16 protein-coding genes are annotated in these 18,505 nt (G+C 66.8%); 8 read left to right on the top strand and 8 right to left on the bottom strand.

All coding sequences use genetic code 11. The features are described 5' to 3' along the window. Nucleotides 1–960, bottom strand: a 960-nt coding sequence (locus VMJ11_RS00320; protein ID WP_325615759.1) for an aldo/keto reductase, incomplete at its 3' end; no start/stop codon positions are given. 187 nt (nt 961–1,147) lie between these two features. Between VMJ11_RS00320 and VMJ11_RS00315 the strand changes: the two genes are divergently transcribed. Next, the gene (locus VMJ11_RS00315; protein WP_325615757.1) at nt 1,148–5,773 is read left to right on the top strand and encodes a DEAD/DEAH box helicase; all 4,626 of its coding nucleotides are present in this window, start codon (nt 1,148–1,150) and stop codon (nt 5,771–5,773) included. A 49-nt stretch (nt 5,774–5,822) separates the two neighbouring features. Here VMJ11_RS00315 and VMJ11_RS00310 read toward each other — a convergent pair whose 3' ends face one another. Next, nucleotides 5,823–8,015 carry a heavy metal translocating P-type ATPase gene (locus VMJ11_RS00310; protein ID WP_325615756.1) on the bottom strand — a complete coding sequence of 731 codons (2,193 nt, stop codon included), beginning with the start codon at nt 8,013–8,015 and terminating at the stop codon, nt 5,823–5,825. Nucleotides 8,016–8,114: 99 nt separating this feature from the next. Between VMJ11_RS00310 and VMJ11_RS00305 the strand changes: the two genes are divergently transcribed. After that, nucleotides 8,115–8,474, top strand: a complete 360-nt coding sequence (locus VMJ11_RS00305; protein WP_325615754.1) for a hypothetical protein — start codon at nt 8,115–8,117, stop codon at nt 8,472–8,474. Nucleotides 8,475–8,510: 36 nt separating this feature from the next. After that, entirely contained in the window at nt 8,511–8,981 is a 471-nt protein-coding gene (locus VMJ11_RS00300; protein WP_325615752.1) for a Cd(II)/Pb(II)-responsive transcriptional regulator, read from the top strand. 87 nt (nt 8,982–9,068) lie between these two features. Here VMJ11_RS00300 and VMJ11_RS00295 read toward each other — a convergent pair whose 3' ends face one another. Beyond that, nucleotides 9,069–10,529: a M20 family metallopeptidase gene (locus VMJ11_RS00295; RefSeq protein WP_325615750.1), complete on the bottom strand. Its 1,461-nt coding sequence runs from the start codon at nt 10,527–10,529 to the stop codon at nt 9,069–9,071. Nucleotides 10,530–10,697: 168 nt separating this feature from the next. Between VMJ11_RS00295 and VMJ11_RS00290 the strand changes: the two genes are divergently transcribed. Both VMJ11_RS00290 and VMJ11_RS00285 read left to right on the top strand, forming a co-directional pair. Further along, on the top strand, nt 10,698–11,009 hold the full coding sequence (locus VMJ11_RS00290) for a superinfection immunity protein (RefSeq protein WP_325615748.1): 312 nt from the start codon (nt 10,698–10,700) through the stop codon (nt 11,007–11,009). A gap of 198 nt (nt 11,010–11,207) precedes the next feature. Next, nucleotides 11,208–11,840, top strand: a complete 633-nt coding sequence (locus VMJ11_RS00285) for a LysE family translocator (protein ID WP_325615746.1) — start codon at nt 11,208–11,210, stop codon at nt 11,838–11,840. Nucleotides 11,841–11,879: 39 nt separating this feature from the next. Here VMJ11_RS00285 and VMJ11_RS00280 read toward each other — a convergent pair whose 3' ends face one another. Further along, the gene (locus VMJ11_RS00280; protein ID WP_325615744.1) at nt 11,880–12,167 is read right to left on the bottom strand and encodes a YodC family protein; all 288 of its coding nucleotides are present in this window, start codon (nt 12,165–12,167) and stop codon (nt 11,880–11,882) included. A 133-nt stretch (nt 12,168–12,300) separates the two neighbouring features. Here VMJ11_RS00280 and VMJ11_RS00275 point away from each other — a divergent pair, with 133 nt between their 5' ends. Continuing rightward, complete coding sequence (locus tag VMJ11_RS00275; RefSeq protein ID WP_325615742.1) at nt 12,301–12,657, top strand: hypothetical protein; 357 nt, start codon at nt 12,301–12,303, stop codon at nt 12,655–12,657. 131 nt (nt 12,658–12,788) lie between these two features. Here VMJ11_RS00275 and VMJ11_RS00270 read toward each other — a convergent pair whose 3' ends face one another. The 4 genes from VMJ11_RS00270 to VMJ11_RS00255 form a co-directional block, all read right to left on the bottom strand. Further along, the gene (locus VMJ11_RS00270) at nt 12,789–13,355 is read right to left on the bottom strand and encodes a carboxymuconolactone decarboxylase family protein (protein ID WP_325615740.1); all 567 of its coding nucleotides are present in this window, start codon (nt 13,353–13,355) and stop codon (nt 12,789–12,791) included. A 100-nt stretch (nt 13,356–13,455) separates the two neighbouring features. Beyond that, the gene (locus tag VMJ11_RS00265) at nt 13,456–14,832 is read right to left on the bottom strand and encodes an aspartate aminotransferase family protein (RefSeq protein ID WP_325615738.1); all 1,377 of its coding nucleotides are present in this window, start codon (nt 14,830–14,832) and stop codon (nt 13,456–13,458) included. A gap of 28 nt (nt 14,833–14,860) precedes the next feature. After that, nucleotides 14,861–15,925, bottom strand: a complete 1,065-nt coding sequence (locus tag VMJ11_RS00260; RefSeq protein WP_325615736.1) for a C45 family peptidase — start codon at nt 15,923–15,925, stop codon at nt 14,861–14,863. A 200-nt stretch (nt 15,926–16,125) separates the two neighbouring features. Then, nucleotides 16,126–16,986 (bottom strand): MurR/RpiR family transcriptional regulator, encoded by an 861-nt coding sequence (locus VMJ11_RS00255; protein WP_325615734.1) that lies wholly within the window; start codon nt 16,984–16,986, stop codon nt 16,126–16,128. A 692-nt stretch (nt 16,987–17,678) separates the two neighbouring features. On the opposite strand from VMJ11_RS00255, the gene VMJ11_RS00250 reads away from it, so the two are divergent. Continuing rightward, nucleotides 17,679–17,906 carry a hypothetical protein gene (locus VMJ11_RS00250; protein ID WP_325615732.1) on the top strand — a complete coding sequence of 76 codons (228 nt, stop codon included), beginning with the start codon at nt 17,679–17,681 and terminating at the stop codon, nt 17,904–17,906. A gap of 124 nt (nt 17,907–18,030) precedes the next feature. Next, nucleotides 18,031–18,402, top strand: coding sequence for an H-NS family nucleoid-associated regulatory protein (locus tag VMJ11_RS00245; protein WP_325615730.1), 372 nt, complete (start codon nt 18,031–18,033; stop codon nt 18,400–18,402). Nucleotides 18,403–18,505 lie beyond the last annotated feature (103 nt).

Genomic DNA, 18,505 nt, shown 5'->3' with positions numbered 1-18,505 from the left:
GCTCACGTCGTCCAGCACGCCCAGTTCCTCGGCACTGAACTTCACTTTCGTCGCGGCGAGGTTGTCGTCGAGCTGATCCAGGCGCTTCGCGCCGATGATCACCGAGGTCACCGCCTTCTGATGCAGCAGCCACGCGAGCGCGATCTGCGCCACTGAAACGCCCTTTGCCTGCGCGATCGGCCGCATTGCGTCCACGCAATTCCAGGCGCGTTCGCGCTCCACGGGCGGAAAATCGAAAGTCGTGCGGCGGCTGCCTGCCTCCCCTTGCTGGTCGCGGCCATACTTGCCGCTCAACAGGCCGCCCGCGAGCGGGCTCCAGACCATCAGCCCAAGCCCCTCGCTCTCCACCATCGGCACGAGTTCGCGTTCGAGATCGCGCCCGGCGATCGTGTAGTAGGCCTGGAGCGACTCGAAGCGCGAAAGCCCCTCCTGCCGCGCGATGCCGAGCGCCTTCACGATCTGCCACGCCGCCCAGTTCGAGACGCCCACATAGCGCACGTGCCCCTGGCGTACGAGCGCATCGAGTCCGCGCACCGTCTCCTCGATGGGCGTGACAGGGTCGAAGGCGTGGACCTGGTACAGGTCGATGTGCTCCAGCTGCAGGCGCCTGAGGCTCGCCTTCACGCCGTCCATGATGTGATAGCGCGTCGCGCCGCGCTCGTTGGGCGAGGATCCCATCTCGCCGAATACCTTGGTCGCGATCACCACCTGCTCGCGCGCGATCTTGAGATTCTTGAGCGCCTGACCGGTGATCTGCTCGGAAATGCCCTGCGAATAGACATCGGCAGTGTCGATGAAATTGATGCCCGCATCGAGCGCGCGGCCGACGAGCCGCTCGGCGTCGGCCTGCTGGACATCGCCGATCTGGTTCCAGATACCGGCGCCGCCGCCGAAGGTCATCGTGCCGAGGCAGAGTTCCGAAACGAACAGACCGGTGCGGCCCAGTGGGTTGTAGCGCATGGTGTGACTCCGTCGTGGATCGAGGGAAAGTCCAACGCGGCGAGGATACTGCGTTTCGCACCGCGTCTGCAGCACGCCTGGCAGGCGCGCACGAAAGCTGCGAGACTGGCAGGCGTACTGTGTAGTGCACCCACTGCGCAAGCCAGGACCTCATTGCGCGACGCCCTTCTCGCCGCTCGTCACCCGCATGACACCGTCTTCGTCCGTCACCGATCCGCAGGCCCCCGCCCTTGCCACTGCCGCCGACAAGGACGGCGACGTACTCGCCCGCTTTCATCCGGCCGTGGCCGGCTGGTTTCGCCGCAGCTTCGAAGCGCCCACGGCTGCGCAGCGCGCCGCATGGCCGCTCATCGCAAGCCGGCGCGCGACGCTCGTCGCCGCCCCGACCGGCTCGGGCAAGACCCTCACGGCCTTTCTCGCCGCGCTCGACGAGCTGGTGCGCGAAGGCCTCGCGAACGGCGGCGCGCTGCCCGATACGACGCTCGTCGTCTACGTCTCGCCGCTCAAGGCGCTTTCCAACGACATCCGGCTCAATCTCGAACGGCCGCTCGAAGGCATCGGCGCGGAACTCTCACGGCTGGGCCTGCCGCCCGTCGAGATCCGCACGGCGGTACGCACCGGCGACACGCCGCAGGCCGAGCGCGCGGCGCTCAGAAAGCGCGCGCCGCATATCCTCGTGACGACGCCCGAGTCGCTCTATGTGCTGCTCGGCTCCGAATCGGGCCGGCGCATGCTGGCGGGCGCGCGCAGCGTGATCGTCGACGAGATTCACGCGCTCGCGGGCAACAAGCGCGGCTGCCATCTCGCGCTGAGCCTCGAGCGGCTCGATGCCTTGTGCGGCTCGCGCTTGCTGCGCATCGGCCTTTCGGCCACGCAAAAGCCGATCGAAACGGTCGCGCGCTTTCTGGTCGGCATGGGCGAGACGGCGCAAGACTCGGCCGCGAAGCCGCCCGCGTGCGAGATCGTCGATGTGGGCCATGCTCGCGCGCGCGACCTCGCAATCGAGATGCCGCCCGTGCCGCTCGAAGCCGTGATGGCCAACGACGTATGGGAGCGCGTGTACGACCGTATGGCCGAGCTGGTCGCCAAGCACCGCACGACGCTTGTGTTCGTCAACACGCGGCGCATGGCCGAACGCGTGGCGCGCCACCTGACCGACCGCCTCGGTGACGAAGCCGTGGCCGCGCATCATGGCAGCCTCGCGCGCGAGCATCGCTTTCTGGCCGAGCAGCGATTGAAGCGCGGCGAGTTGCGCGTGCTCGTGGCGACCGCATCGCTCGAACTGGGCATCGACATTGGCGACGTCGATCTCGTCTGCCAGATCGGTTCGCCGCGCTCGATCGCGGCTTTCCTGCAGCGCGTGGGACGCTCGGGACACCAGGTCGGCGGCGTGCCGAAGGGCCGGCTCTTTCCCACCTCGCGCGACGACCTGATCGAATGCGCGGCGCTGCTCGACTGCGTGCGGCGCGGCGAACTCGACCGCCTCGTGCCTCCGCACGCGCCGCTCGACGTGCTCGCGCAGCAGATCGTCGCCGAGGTGGCTTGCGAGGCCTCGGAAGAAGACGCGCTTTTCGCGCTCGTGCGGCGCGCCACGCCCTGGGCCACGCTCGAACGCGCCCAGTTCGACGCCGTGCTGCGCATGCTCGCCGAGGGGTACACGAGCCGTCACGGGCCGCGCGCCGCGTACCTGCATCGCGACGTCGTGAGTCACACGCTGCGCGCGCGACGCGGTGCGCGGCTCGTCGCGCTCACCTCGGGCGGCACGATTCCCGACAACGCCGATTACGCCGTGCTGCTCGAACCGCAGGGCGTGCAGATCGGCACCGTCAACGAGGACTTCGCCGTCGAGAGCCTGGCGGGCGACGTGTTCCAGCTCGGCAACGCTTCATATCGGATCTTGCGTATCGAAGCGGGCCGCGTGCGGGTGGAGGACGCGCAGGGGCAGCCGCCCAATATTCCGTTCTGGCTCGGCGAGGCGCCGGGGCGCAGCGACGAGCTTTCGTTCGCGATCGCACGGCTGCGCAAGCAGGTGGAAGCGGCGCTCATCGATGCGAGCGCAAGCGATGCGAACGATGCCAACACGAATGGCGCGCCCTCGTCCGCCGTGGTCGATCGGGCCACGAACGCGCTTGCCGCCTCGCTCGACCTCGACGACGCGGCAGCACGCCAGATCGCCGAGTACCTCGCGCGCGCGCGCGCCGCGCTCACCGTGCTGCCGACCCAGGACACGCTCGTCATGGAGCGCTTCTTCGACGAAGCCGGCGGCACGCAGCTCGTGATCCACGCGCCGTTCGGCAGCCGCGTGAACCGCGCGTGGGGCCTCGCGCTGCGCAAGCGCTTTTGCCGCCAGTTCAACTTCGAGCTGCAGGCCGCCGCCACCGAGGACGCCATCATCCTCTCGCTCACCGGAGCCCATAGCTTCGCGCTCGACGAGGTGTGGCGCTATCTGCATTCGAATTCGGCCGAGCATCTGCTCGTGCAGGCGCTGCTCGACGCGCCGCTCTTCGGCGTGCGCTGGCGCTGGAACGCGACCACGGCGCTCGCACTGCCGCGCCAGACCGGCGGTCGCAAGACGCCGCCGCAGATCCAGCGCATGCGCAGCGAGGATCTGCTCGCGGCCGTGTTCCCCGACCAGGTGGCGTGCGTCGAGAACATCGCGGGCGAGCGCGAAGTGCCGCGCCATCCGCTCGTCGACCAGACACTCGATGATTGCCTGCACGACGCCATGGATACCGAAGCCTGGCTCGCGCTGCTGCGCCGCATCGAGGCGCGCGAGGTGCGTCTCGTGGTGCGCGAGCTGCCCGCGCCCTCGCCGCTCGCGGCCGAGATTCTCACGGCGCGCCCCTACGCGTTCCTCGACGACGCGCCAATCGAAGAGCGCCGCACACAGGCCGTGCTGTCGCGGCGCTGGAGCGACCCCGAGTCCACCAACGATCTGGGCGCGCTCGACCCCGAAGCGATCGCGAGCGTGCGCGAGGAAGCATGGCCGCAGGCGCGCGACGCCGACGAAATGCACGACGCGCTCACGAGCCTCGGCGCGCTCGCCGAAAGCGAGGCGCGGCGCGAACCGGAATGGCTCGCGTGGCTCGCCGAACTGGCGGCGGCGGGACGCGCAACGCGTCTGCCGATCGCGGAGCATGACGCGTTGTGGGTCGGCATCGAGCGGCTTGCGTGCGTGCAGGCCATCTACCCGCAGGCGCTGTGCGAGCCGCGGCTCACGCCACCGCCCGAGTACGCCCAGGCATGGAGCGAGGAAGCGGCGCTCGTCGAAATCGTGCGCGCGCGCCTTTCGGGCTTAGGGCCTGTCACGGTTGCGCAGGTGGCGCGGCCGCTCGCACTGGAGGCCGGCGTGGCGGCGCTCGCGCTCACGCGGCTCGAAGCCGAGGGCACCGTGATGCGCGGGCGTTTCAGCCCCGAAGCCATGGGCGGCGGGCATGAGCAATGGTGCGAACGCCATCTGCTCGCACGCATCCACCGCTATACGGTGCGCAAGCTCAGGCGCGAAATCGAGCCCGTCGAACGTCACGATTTCATGCGCTTCCTGTTCGAGTGGCAGCGCGTGGCGCCCGGCACGCGGGGCTCGGGCCGCGATGCGCTCGGCGCCGTGCTCGATCAGCTCGAAGGATGGGAAGCGTCCGCGCTCGCGTGGGAAGACGAGATCCTGCCGGCACGCATCGACGACTACACGCCGATGCTGCTCGATGAGCTGTGCCGCTCGGGACGCCTCGCCTGGGCGCGCCTGCCCGCGAGGGCGGCGGCCGCCTCGACGGTGCGCAGCACGCCGGTCGTGCTGCTGTCGCGACGCGAATTGCCACGCTGGATGGCGCTCGTCGAAGTGCCCGATACGGCCGGGCTTTCGACGCGCGCGCGGCGTATCTACGAGGCGCTGCTGCGGCACGGCGCGATGTTCTTCGACGAGCTGGCCGCCGACGCGCATCTGCTCGGTGTCGAACTGGAGAATGCGCTCGGCGAGCTGGTGGCGGCCGGGCTCGTGAACGCGGACAGCTTCGCCGGGCTGCGCGCGCTCGTGAAGCCGGCCGCGCAGCGCAACGCGCATCACGGCCGGCGCAGGCCACGCGGCTTCGCGCCGCTCGTGGGCGGCATGGCCGACGCGGGGCGTTGGGCGCCGCTGCGGCGTGTGGCGTTAGATGAGCCGCAATCCAATCCCGATGCCAATGCCGACGCCGATACCGACGATGCGGCGCTCGTCGAAGCATCATCGACGGCTTCGAATGCGCGCGTCGAGACCGGCTCGAATCCGCCCGCTGCCGTGCCGCCGCGCGCTCAGGCTCAGACGCTGTCGCGTGCAAGGCAGGCCGCCACGACGCGCCGCGTGCTCGCCGACGCGGATCTGCTGGAACACGTCGCCAACGTCCTGTTACGCCGTTATGGCGTGGTCAGTTGGCACCTGCTCGGGCGCGAAGCGCCGTGGCTGCCGCCATGGCGCGACCTGCTGCGCGTGCTGCATCGCATGGAGGCACGCGGTGAAGTGCGCGGCGGCCGCTTCGTCACCGGCATTTCGGGCGAGCAGTTCGCCCTGCCGGAAGCCGTTGCGTTGCTGCGAGACGTACGGCGACGCGCATCGACGGAAAGTGCCGATGGTACGCTCGTCTGCGTGCCGGCCGCCGACCCGCTCAATCTCGTCGGCACGCTCCTGCCCGGAGAGAAGGTGCCGGCGCTAGCCGGAAACCGTATCGCGTTCCGTGACGGCGTGCCTGTCGCAACACTGATCGCCGGGCGCTTCGGCTTTCTCGGCGATTTCGACGAAAGCACGCGCGCCGACTTGCGGCAGCGCCTCGCGAAACCGTGGTGAGGCGCGCGCCGTGCGAGCCGGCGGGGTTGGCTGTTAGTTGCATCTTTGCTCAGGATGGCTGGATCGCTTTGAGCGTGTCGCCGAAATGCCGGCGCACACGCAGGCCGTTCGCCACGACGAGCAGGCTCGCGCCCACGTCCGCGAACACGGCCATCCAGAGCGTGGCCCCGCCCGCCAGCGCGAGCACGAGAAACACCGCCTTGATGCCGAGCGCGAGCGCGATGTTCTGCTTGAGCACGGCGGCGACCTTGCGCGAGAGGCCGATGAACGCGGCGATCTTGCGCGGATCGTCGTCCATGATCGCGACGTCCGCCGTTTCGAGCGCCGTCGCCGTGCCTGCCGCGCCCATCGCGAAGCCGATGTCGGCGCGCGCGAGCGCGGGCGCGTCGTTCACGCCGTCACCGACCATCGCGGTCATGCCGTGCTGCTCTGAGAGGGCTGCGATCGTGTCCTGCTTGTCCTGTGGCAACAGATTGCCGCGGGCGTCGTCAATGCCCAATCGATCGCCAATCGCGCGCGCCGTCGACGCGTTGTCGCCCGTCAGCATGACGGGCGTGACGCCGAGCGAACGCAACGCGCGCACCGCCGGCACGCTTTCGGCGCGCAACGCGTCGGCGACGGCGAACACGGCCACCGCCGCTTGCGGCGCGCACAGAACGATCGCCGTCTTGCCGGCCCGCTCCAGACTCGCCAGTTGCGTTTCCAGCTCGGGCGAACACAAACCGAGTTCCTCCACGAGACGATGGTTGCCGAGGCGCCAAAGCATGCCGTCGATGCGCCCTTGCACGCCGCGCCCGTTGAGCACTGCGAACTGTTCCACGCCGGACAGTCGCGCATGCGGCTGACGCTCGCGCCAGCCGGCAACGAGTGCGCGCGCGACCGGATGCGTGCTCGCATCGTCGAGGCTCGCGGCAATGCGCAGCGCCTCTTGCGGTGAAAGCGGGCCGTCGTCGAGCGCATCCGTGGGGCCTGCCGCGCCGACCTGCGCCGGAACGACCGCCGCGAGTGCGTCGGTCAGTACCGGCTCGCCGCGTGTGAGCGTGCCGGTCTTGTCGAGCGCGACGACCTTCAGCAAGCGGCCGCGTTCGAGCCACACTCCGCCCTTCACGAGCATGCCGTGGCGCGCGGCGGCGGCAAGGCCGCTCACGACCGTCACCGGCGTGGAGACGACGAGCGCGCACGGGCACGCGATCACGAGCAGCACGAGCGCCTTGTAGAGCCAGCCGCCCCACGCGCCGCCGAGCGCGAGCGGGCCGCCAAGCGCAATCGCTACGGCGAGCGCAACCACGGCCGGCGTGTAGTAGCGCGCGAACTGGTCGACGAAGCGCTGCGCGGGCGCGCGCTGCGCCTGCGCCTGCTGCACTGCCGCGGCGATGCGCGCGAGCGTGCTGTCCTGCGCGACAGCGGTGACGAGCGCCTCGACCACGCCATCGACGACGATGCTGCCCGCGTAGAGCGCCGCGCTGGTCTCCTTGTCGACGGGCAGGCTCTCGCCCGTGATCGGCGCCTGGTCGAGCGCCGCGCGGCCCGCGACCACGCGCGCGTCGAGCGGCACGCGCTGGCCGGTGCGCACGCGAATGCGACTGCCGATGGCTACCGCGCCCACTTCGCGCTCGCGCCATTCGCCTTGAGCCGGCGCACCTTCGCCGGCTTGCCAGACTTCCGCGGTCTCGGGCGCGAGCGCGGTCAGCGAGCGAATCGCCTGACGGGCGCGCGCGAGCGAAAGCGCCTCGATTTCCTCTGCGAGGGCGAACAGGAAGACGACCATCGCCGCCTCGGGCCACTTGCCGATCGCAATCGCACCCGCCTGCGCGAGGGACATCAGGAAATAGATGTTGATCGTGAAATTCCGGAGCGCGATCCAGCCTTTGCCCAATGTAGGCAGACCCGCGCAAACGAGTGAGACGACCGCGCAGGCCAGCACTGGCACGCTCGTTTCGTGTCCGGTGCTCCAGGCGAGCACCTCGGCGCCTGCGGCCGCAAAGCCGCTCACGGCGAGCAACAGCTTCTGGCGCAGCGCAAGGCCCGACGACGCCGGCGCGGTGGATTGCACAGAGGCGGCATCGCCCAGAGCACGGGGCGCCATATCGAGCGCACGCAACGCGTCGACGACGGGCTGCGTATCGTCCAGCCGATGATGCACGGTCAACTCGCGCGCGAGCAGGTCGAAGTCGAGGCGCACGACGCCCGGCATCGGTTCGAGCCGGTTGCGGATCAGGCGCTCCTCGGTCGGGCAGTCCATGTTGTCGATCCGCCAGCGCGCGCGGTGCGTGCCTTCGGGGGCCGGATCCGGGCGTCCGGAGCCCCGCGCCGGTGTGGAGGCGTTGGCGTGCGGCGCGCTGTGGCAGCAGGCATTACCGTGGTCGTGGTCGTGCTTGTGGCCGTGGCCGTGGCCATGCGCGCCGGAATGGCCTTTGGCACCGTGGTCATGCGCGTGAGCGCCGCCGCAAGCGTGGCCATGGCTGCGGTGTTCGTCTTCGTGATCATGCTCTTGCTCGTGAGCATGCTGATGGCTGTGCCCGTGCCCCTGAACGCCCTCGCCGGCATGACCGTGAGAGGAACAACCGGCACCGCGACCGCCACCCGCCGCGCATCCCTCGTGGCGCGCGCGCAAGCGCTGCGCAACCGCAAGCCGCGACAAGAAACCCAGATTCATCGCCGATCTCTCCCAAAAGTGACACAATCATTGAACAGCCTGTAGCCACTACAGGGTCAAGTCTTTTGGGGAACCACGATAATGCGAATCGGCGAACTGGCGCGCCTCACGCATTGCGATGTCGAAACGGTGCGCTTTTACGAGCGCGAGGGTCTGCTGGACGAGCCCACGCGCGAAACCAACGGTTACCGCAGCTATACGGCCATCCACGCCGCGCAGCTCAACTTCATCCGCCATTGCCGCTCGCTAGGCATCGGGCTCTCGGACATCCGCATGCTACGCCGCTTCCAGGCCGACCCGAGCCAGCCTTGCGACGAAGTCAACGAGTTGATCGACAACCAGATCTCACGCATTCATCAGCAGATCGAATCGATGCGCGTGCTCGAGCAGCAACTGCGCACGCTGCGCGAGAGCTGCCACGCCCACCAGGCGAGCAGCGCCAATTGCGGGATCATCAAGAGTCTCCAGCAGCCCATCGACGACGAAAACTGCTCGTGCCATGGCGACGGGCACGCTGCAGTCGATGCGCCACCGTCCACCCACCGCCACTAGAGATACCGCGGGCGCGCCTCACGCGGGGCAACGCGCGGCCCTCGGGCCGTACCTTGCCCCAGCTCGAGAACGCCCTACACCTCCCGGTCAAGGCGCCGCGGCGATCACCTCGGCCACCGTAGCCGTGAGCTTCCTGGCATAGGGCACATGCAGGAACTCGTTCGGACCATGTGCGTTGGACTTCGGGCCGAGCACGCCGCACACCATGAACTGTGACTTCGGGAAGCCCGCCTGCAGCACATTCATGAGCGGAATCGTGCCACCCTGGCCGAGATACGCGCAGTCCGCGCCAAAGTGCGTGCGCGAAGCGGCGTTCAGCGCGCCAGTGAGCCACGGCGCTAGATCGGGAGCGTTCCAGCCATTGGCCGCGCCCGCGTCCGGCTTGAAGGTGACTTTGGCGTTGTAGGGCGGATCGAGTTCAAGCAACGCTTTCAGTTCCGCCACGGCCTTCGAGGCCTCGACGAGCGGCGGCAGGCGCAGCGACAGCTTGAACGCCGTGCGCGGCCGCAGGACGTTGCCCGCGTCAGCCAGCGCGGGCAGGCCCGCCGCGCCGGTCACCGAAAGCGAAGGCCGCCACGTGGAATCGAGCAGCGCCTGCTGCGGATCCGTGGTGGTGGGCAGCACGCGCCGGCCGTCCTGGCCGCAAGCCCAGGGCATGGTCTTCCAGACGGTTTCGCCGAGGATCTTCGCCGTGGCCTCGACTTCACTCAGGCGCTTCGACGGAATTGCACAATGAAAGCCCTTGGGCAACAGCGTGCCGCTCGCGGCGTCTTCGAGACGCTCGAAGAGCTGGCGCATCACGCGAAAGCTGGACGGTGCGATGCCGCCGTAAGAGCCCGAATGGATGCCCTCTTCCAGCACCTCGACCTCGAGATCGCCGGCCACGAGCCCGCGCAATGATGTGGTGAGCCAGAGCTGATCGTAATTGCCCGCGCCCGAATCGAGACAGACGACGAGGCCCACATTGCCGAGCCGCTCGCGCAGCGCGTCGACATAAGGCAGCAGATCGTAGCTGCCCGATTCCTCGCAGGTTTCGATGAGTCCCACGCAGCGCGGCCGCTCGATGCCTTGCGCGTCGAGCGCGGCCAGTGCGGTGACGCTCGCGTAGATCGCGTAGCCGTCGTCCGCGCCGCCGCGGCCGTACAGGCGGCCATCTTCGAGCTTGGGAGTCCATGGTCCGAGATCGTTGCGCCAGCCCGCGAACTCCGGCTGCTTGTCGAGGTGGCCGTAAAGCACGACCGTCTCGGTGCTGCCCGAGCGCGTGGCGGGCGCTTCGAAGAAGATCACAGGCGTGCGATCCGGCAGACGCACGATCTCCAGCTTCAGGCCGCGCACCGGCTGCTGCTCAGCCCATTTCGCTGCATCCTGGACGACGCGTTCGAGATAGCCGTGCTGCGCCCACTGCGCATCGAACGCCGGACTCTTGGCCGGCACCGCGATGTAGTCGGTCAACGCGGGCACGATCTCGTCATGCCATTTACGTTCGACGAAGGCGCGTAGTTCGTCGTGATCCAGTTGGCGGGTGGCCTCGGACGAATCGGAGATCATGATGTTGGTTCCCTGCGATGAAAACCCCGATGATAGACCCGAACCCCCGCCCGGCGACACCCCCGCCGCGCGGCGTTGGCCTTCCGGCCAAGGGCAGCAGCCATGCGCTCCGCGCTGATCCGCGCGACAATTACGCATTGGGCCTATTCTTTTTCCGGAGAATCAAACATGGTGAGCCGTTCCCTCTTCGAGATCGTCGTTCTCGCAGCGGTTGTCGCGCTCTACTTTCTCCCCGCGCTGATCGCCGACCGGCGCCGGCGTCACGACCTGCTGATCATCGCGCTCTTCAACGCCATGCTCGGCTGGACCGTGCTTGGCTGGCTGCTGGCGCTCTTCTGGTCGCTGCAGCCGAATCCGCCGAAGGATATCGGCGGACAAACGAAGGTGCGCAGCCGTCGGCTCGGCATGCTGCTCTTCTCGCACCGGCTCGACGATCGGGTACACGCGCGCGAAGCACGCGCCGCGAAACGCGAGCGCTAGTCGCACTGATGCTGCCCTCGTCTTGTCCAAACGGCCAACGCCGAAGGCCATGGCGCGCACGCGGCGCCCATGCATGAAATAATCACCCGGAATCAAGCTGTTCTGGCCGCGCTGATGGAAGCTCACGCTATGAAGCCCACGGGCGCGCGCCCAGCCCACACGCAAGCCACTCACGCACTTCCTGCACGGAGCCCCGTCATGCCGCACACCGCCCCGCTGTTCGCCTTTGCCGCCGTTGCACTCGGCATGGCGCTCACGCCCGGACCCAACATGATCTATCTGATCTCCCGTTCGATCTGCCAGGGCCGTAAAGCGGGCCTGATCTCGCTGGGCGGGGTCGCGCTCGGTTTCGTGTTCTATATGCTGTGCGCCGCATTCGGCATTACCGCGTTGCTCATGGCCGTGCCGTTCGCTTACGACGCGCTGCGCCTGGGCGGTGCGGTATACCTGTTCTGGCTCGCGTGGCAAGCGCTCAAGCCGGGCGGCCGCTCGCCCTTTCAGGTTCGCGACCTGCCGGCCGACCGCCCGCGCAAGCTATTCCTGATGGGCTTCGTCACGAATCTGCTGAACCCGAAGATCGCCATTCTGTATTTGTCGCTGCTGCCGCAGTTCATCGACCCGCATCACGGCAGCGTGCTGGCACAGTCCATCGTGCTGGGCAGTATCCAGATTGCGCTTTCGATCAGCGTGAACGCCGCCGTGGCAATGACGGCCGGCACGATCGCGACGTTTCTCGCGGGGCGCCCCGCCTGGCTCATGCTTCAGCGCTGGCTCATGGGCACGGTGCTGGCCGGTCTCGCCGTGCGCATCGCCGCCGAAGGCCAGCGCTAGCGCGAGGCGCGCGGGCCTTCGGAGCGCTGGGCTCCGGGGTCAGAAACGGCCCACGGCGCTGTTGCCGGCCGCGCTGCGCATCTTCACGGATGCAGCGGAAATCGAGCGCGGCTCGGGCTTCACCATATCCTGTGCGAACATGTCCTGACGCAGTTCGCCTTGCTCGTCGAACCACTGGCAGATCAGCCAGTGGCCGCTCGCGAAACCCACCGGACCGGCATACATGACGGTCATACGCGGACCGCCAGACTTCAGGGTGACGACGTCGCCAATTCCGGCCATGGCGGCGCGCAGCGTTTCGGCTACGTCGATGGTCGTATCAAGCATGAAGTTCCCCGATGAAGAAACACACAGAGAAAACCCTGAGCGGGTATTACGCCTCCCGCCTCCACACCGCCCATTTCGCCAATGGGAATACGGCGGCAATTAATAAGTCTGGCAAGACTAACAATTCGATTTAATGCGCGCAAGCGATTTCCATAACCCATATGGAAAACACTGCCATTCAGGGCCTGCCGAAATCGCCATACACTCTCTTCACGCACAAGTTCCGTGGCCCGGCCGTGCATCCGCAGCAAAAGCTACCGGGCATGGACTCCCGAGAAACAGTCTTATTATTTTGAGCGCGCCGGGAAAATTGCCGCAATGCAACTACGATAAATATGGCGCGCCAGCGTCGACATTAACCGCATGGTTCAAAAATCCAGAAGCGGCAGCAGCAGGAGTGGAAACGTTTTCCACTCAGAAAATCGCCCGCTCGTTTTATTTTTCAAGCTGCCCGCTGCTCGGGATCACCGGATCGATTACCGGAAATTAACCGAACGATTTCAAAAAAGCACGCACGTGAAATATGGATGTAACGTTAGTCATATTTGCGGTGCAAACAAAACGCCCCTCCCGGCAACTCCGGGCGGGGCGTCGCGCCAGCCTGCCGCGCTCGCGCGGGCGCTATTCGGAGAACGGCAGCGTCGTCTGCCCTTCGGCGCGCATGCCGAACACGTTGAGCGTCATCGCCACGAGCGCGTAGTAGCCGAGCAGCCCCACGAGGTTGATCGTCGTTTCATGGCCGAAGCGCTCGACGGCGCGCGCGTAGGTCGCGTCGGACACACGCTTTGCGTCATACAACTCGGTCGTGAAAGCGTAGATCAGGGCATCGTCGGGCTCGTCGAACCGGGGCGTCGCACCGGCGCGGATTTGTTCGGCCAGGGCCTCGGGCACGCCCGCCTTCAACGCGATCGGATAGTGGATGTACCACTCGGCCTGAGCCTGCCAACGCGCGGCCGTGACGAGGATCGCCAGTTCGGATAGACGCAGCGACAAGCCTGTCTTGTAGCGGCAGAACGCGCCGAGGCGCTGCGCGTGCTGCGCGAGTTCCGGACTGTGGATCCAGCCCAGAAACGGCCCGTTGAGGTTGCCGCGCGGACCAGAAAGGATCTCGTCCAGCACGGCCTTCTGCTCGGGCGAGGCCTCGGCTGCTTCGAAAGCGGGAAGCCGAGGGGTCGGGTTTTGCGTCATCGATGGACTCCGTTGGTGGTCTAGACCGGTCGCTCGCGACCGCTTGCGGCCGTCAGGCGCGACTGACGGTTAGTTGCGCATTAATTACCGCCAGCCAGGCTTACTCTGGGCGCGCCACACCCGTCGCATCGAGTGCACCGTCGATCGCAGCGGCCAGGCGTTCGACGATCGTATCGATGTTCTGCTCCGTGCAGATGAACGGCGGCGCGAGCAGCACATGATCGCCGTTCTTGCCGTCCACGGTCCCCCCCATCGAGTACACCATCAGGCCGCGCGCGAAAGCCTCGCGCTTGATCGCCGCGTGGAGCTTGAGCGCCGGGTCGAACGCCGCCCTCGAGGCGCGGTCCTTCACGAGTTCGACGCCCACGAAGAGGCCTCGGCCACGCACGTCGCCGACATACGGATGCGCCGCGTAGCGCTCGCGCAGCCGCGCGCGCAGTTGCTCGCCGCGCGCGAGCACGTTTTCGAGGAGCTTCTCTTCAGCTATCACGCGCTGCACTTCGAGCGCCGCCGCGCACGCCGTGGCGTGACCAATATACGTGTGGCCGTGCTGGAAATAACCGCTACCGCCCACGATCGCTTCGTAAATGCGCTGGCTCACGAGCGTCGCGCCAATCGGCTGATAGCCCGCGCCCAGCCCCTTCGCGATCGTGAGCAGATCGGGCGCGACGCCGTCCTCCTCACAGGCGAACAGATACCCGGTGCGCCCCATGCCCGACATGATCTCGTCGAGGATCAGCAGCACGCCGTAGCGGTCGCACACCGCGCGAATCTTGCGGAAGTACTCGCGCACGGGCGGCACCGCGCCGGCCGTTGCGCCCACCACGGTTTCTGCAACGAAGGCCGCGACCGTTTCCGGCCCGAGTTCGAGAATCTTTTGCTCGAGCTCTTCGGCGAGGCGCTGCGCGTAGGCCTCGTCGGTCTCGCCCTCGTGGCGCTCGCGGTACGCGTAGCACGGGCTCACGTGATGCGACTCGATCAGGATCGGCAGGAACGGCTCGCGACGCCAGGCATTGCCGCCTATCGCAAGCGCCCCGAGCGTGTTGCCGTGATAGCTCTGGCGGCGCGCGATGAAGTGGCGGCGCGCAAGCTCGCCCTTCTCCACGAAGTACTGGCGCGCGAGCTTGAGCGCGGCCTCAATCGCCTCCGAGCCCCCCGACACGAAGTAGACATGGTCGAGGCCCTTGGGCGCGGCCGCAATGAGGTGATCGGCCAGTTGCTCCGAAGCCTCGGTCGTGAAGAACGAGGTGTGCGCGTAGGGCAACTGTTGCGCCTGGCGCTTGATCGCTTCGATCACGCGCGGGTTGCTGTGGCCGAGGCACGAGACGGCCGCGCCGCCGCTCGCGTCGATGTAGCGCTTGCCCGTGGAATCGATGATTTCGATGCCTTCGCCCGCCACCGCGACGGGCAAGATTTGCTTCGGCATCCGATGGAACACTTTGGTCGGGGACGTATGGGTCCGGGACGCGCTCGTCATGGGTTTCCTCGATGAAGTCCGTGAATGTTCAACTCGTCGCGCTGCCCAAACGACGTGTATTCGAATCGATTTGCAGGCCGAGCACCCTCGCGCCGCCCTGCCAGACGTCGAACGCGACGCCGTCCGGCGTGATGCGCATGCAGGCGGTGGCGAGCGTGTTCTCGTCGTCGGGGTCGTGCGGGTCGTCGCGGAAAATCGGCAGGCCGGCGCCCCCCCGGTCCTGCAGCACCTGCACGAAGGCCGCGCCGTCCGGCAGTGCGCCGAGCGCCGGCAGCAGCTCGGCGAGCCGCGTCTGGCGATCGCGCGACGAATCGGTCACGATCTGCGCCTCGCACTCGTAGCCCGCATGGATCAGGTGATTCGCATGGCCCGAGGGCGCGCTCACTTCGACAGCCGAGCAACGCTGCGCGGTCGCTTCGACGCTGTACACGCGCACGTCGCCCGTCGAGTCCGTGCCGCCAATCGTGTGATGGAAGCCGCTCGCGCGCGGCGTGTCGCGCAGCAACGCAAGCGCTTCGTCGAGCGTCGCGCAATCGAGCACGGCGCGCGCGAGAATCATGCGCGGCACGCCCGCGCGTGGCTCGCGAATGCGCACGTTGTTGATCGCCTGCGCAAGCCCCGCGCGCGTGGCCGCGAACGTGTGCCCTGGCAGCGAGCCTGGATAGTAGAAGCTCACGAAACCGGGCTTCCCTTCGGGTTCGACCTCGACCACGCAGCAGCGCCCGAGCAACCAGGGGTCGCCGTCCTCGTTGTGCGCGATCAAGCCGGCGGACGGCGTGCGCGCCGCGAGCGTGGTGCAGCCGTCGGGAGAGCGGTGGATCAGCTCGCCGCGGCAGTTCCAGAGGAACAGATCGTCGGCGGGCCAGCCCAGCGCTTCGGCCATCGCGTCGATTTCCGCAACGCAGTCCGGGAAGTGCCGCTCGGCCGCGGCACGCAGCTGCTGCGCGAACGCACTGCCGCGCCAGCGGCTCACCGCCTGCCAGGCGCTGCTCTGTGCCATGTAGCCGGCGAAGATCGGTTTCACTAGCGCGCCAAGCTGACGCCCGATCGCCTCGGGCGAACCGGCCAACCGGAAAGTCTTGAATTCCTGCATCGGTTTTCTCGCTTCGTTCGAGCTATTTGTCTACCTATGGTCGGATTTATACGCTTCAACAACATATGTTGTCAAATTAATCATATCTCGCAACACACGGAATGGGCATGGGCGAAGCGAACCGGGATGCCGCCGTTTCGCTACGGCATCCGAAAGCAGAGAAACATCGCCAATGATGCGAAAACGACGCGGCCATGGCCTCAGGGCACGTAGGCGCCGCGCGCGTTCAGTATCCGCTCGGCCTGTTCGAGCTGCGCGATTGCGCCCGACCCTTCGAGGGCGAGCAAATGCGCGACGAGCGATTCGGCCAGCGCTGTCGCGGCCACGAGCGAGGGGAAGAACGAAGGGCTTTCGTGCGTAAAGATCAACGCCTTGTCGGCGTTCAGGGCGATCGGGGAAACGGCGCTGTCGGTGATCGCGATCAGCCGGCTGCCCCTTGCGAGTGCGGCCTCGGCCACGCGCACCGCCTCAACCGAATACGGGGCGAAGCTGACAACAATCGTTGCGCTGTCGCGCTCGATGCCGAGCAACTGCATTTCCAGCGTGCCGCCCTCGCCGCCCAGCAAGGAAACTGAAGGCCGAAACAAGCGATAACCGTAAACCAGCCCGAATGCCACTGCGTAACACGAGCGAAACCCGGCCACGTGCACATGCTTCGCCTTGCGCAGCACACGCGCCGCCTCGACCATCGTCCGTGTGTTGTGCGCAGCGCTCGCCTCCAGATTGTGCTGCTGCGCTACGAGCAGGTCGCGCGCGAGGCTGTCCCGGGTGCTGCCCGCCACGAGCGAGCGGGCGCGGGCAGAAAGCGGCTCGGGCCGCGTGCGCACCCGCGCGACAAACAAGTCGCGCAGCTCGTTCCAGCCAGGGAAGCCCAGTTGCTGCGAGAGCCGTACGAGCGAGGCGGGCTGCACGCGGGCGCGCTCGGCCACCTTGCGCATGGACGAGACGGCCACTTCGTCGGGATGATCGAGCAGGAAGGCTGCGCCGGTCTGGAACTGCGGGCTCAAATCGGAAAAACGCGCGCGAATCAGCGCGGCAAGCTGGTCGAAACTGTCTGGCATGCGTCGCTCGGGCAGTGGGTGACAACAAATGTTACCACTCGTGTTGCAGTATGTTGCAAGTCGGGACAGATGCTGGTGAGCGGCGCCCAAACGCAACCCGCAGCGCTACCCACAAGCGCTATTGAAAATGAGGGACCTGAAAATAGCCTTCGCAGATAAACCTGGTCCCGCAAAAAAAAACGACCAATAGGCGGACCGCTCCCATACAATGCCCCGTTACGAATATCGCACTGCCGTTGCACCTGTGTCCGAACCCGCCACCTACACTCCGAACCATACTCACCTGGCACGCACACCACGTGCGCAGGGGCAGTGAAAGGAAAAGGACGATTCTCGGCGTGATACCGAACGCGGCTGCACTGGCGGCGACGCCCGCAGCGTTTGCCCACATGGATTTGGCCTTAGGGATTGACGTACCTGGCATCGCCTGGGCCCCAGCTGAGCCGGTGTACTTCGCTGCCCTGCCTACGGCGTATGCGCCTCCTCCGGTCACGATAGCCTCGCGCACAGGCGCTGACTGGCGTGCACGTGATTGGCGGGAACACAAGTGGCACGAGCTAATGGCGCGAGCGTAATCGACCCGTAATCGGCGCGAAAGCCAGTGGCACGACAGCAATCACGGGCGATACTAAAACCGATGCAGACACCTCAATATCAATCAGACACGAATCATGAACTGTAAAAGAATCAAGATGCTCGTAGTGACTGCCGCGCTGGGCCTGATGGCAGCCGGAACCGCCAACGCCGCTGGCTGCCTGAAGGGCGCAGTCGTGGGCGGGGTCGCTGGCCACTACGCTGGTCACCACGCAGTCGTTGGAGCGGTCGGCGGCTGTATCGTCGGCCATCACATTGCGAAGAAGCAGGCGGAGGAACGAGCCGCACAGCAGCAGGCAGCCCGTTCGCCGAAGCTAACCTCGTGATGCCCTGTTGAGGCTCCGTCGGTCGCCGCCAGGGACGCGGATTCGACCTGTGTTATCCTGGCAGCTTACGACTTAAGACTTGCAGTGATATCTGCTCGACGCACCCAGAGCGAAGCAAAACTAGATGGACGAACGAAAACGAGACAGCATAGTGGCCTACCTGCGTCGCAGGATGGCTGAATTGGGGATCGAACCTGGCGATGTCGCCGCCTCGATCGCCGCGGACCAGGAGCGGTTGCGAGCAGTGCGCTACCGGGACGCCACGGGGCACACATGGGATGGCAAAGGTGATGCCCCGCAGTGGATTGTTCAGGCAACCAGCGCAGGCCAATCACTCGAGCATTTTGCAATCAATAAAGCCCCTGAAGAGCAGCAGCAGCCGAGCAAGCGCCCGGGTGTGAACTGGCGACTGGATCCGTTTGCGGGCACCCGTCTGGCAACGATGAACCCGAGCAGTTCGGATCTTCCTGAACCCCGCTCCGTCCGCGACATCTGAACGCCGGTGAGATAACCGTCGAGACAAGCTGTGCGACAGCGGGGTGAGTCACTTCAGGAATGACAACAACGTTGCCACTGCTAAGGTTCGCCATTTTGATTCG

Source organism: Paraburkholderia sp. (genome assembly GCF_035501035.1).
Lineage (GTDB): Bacteria > Pseudomonadota > Gammaproteobacteria > Burkholderiales > Burkholderiaceae > Paraburkholderia.
This window is presented reverse-complemented; position numbering and strand designations above follow the sequence as displayed.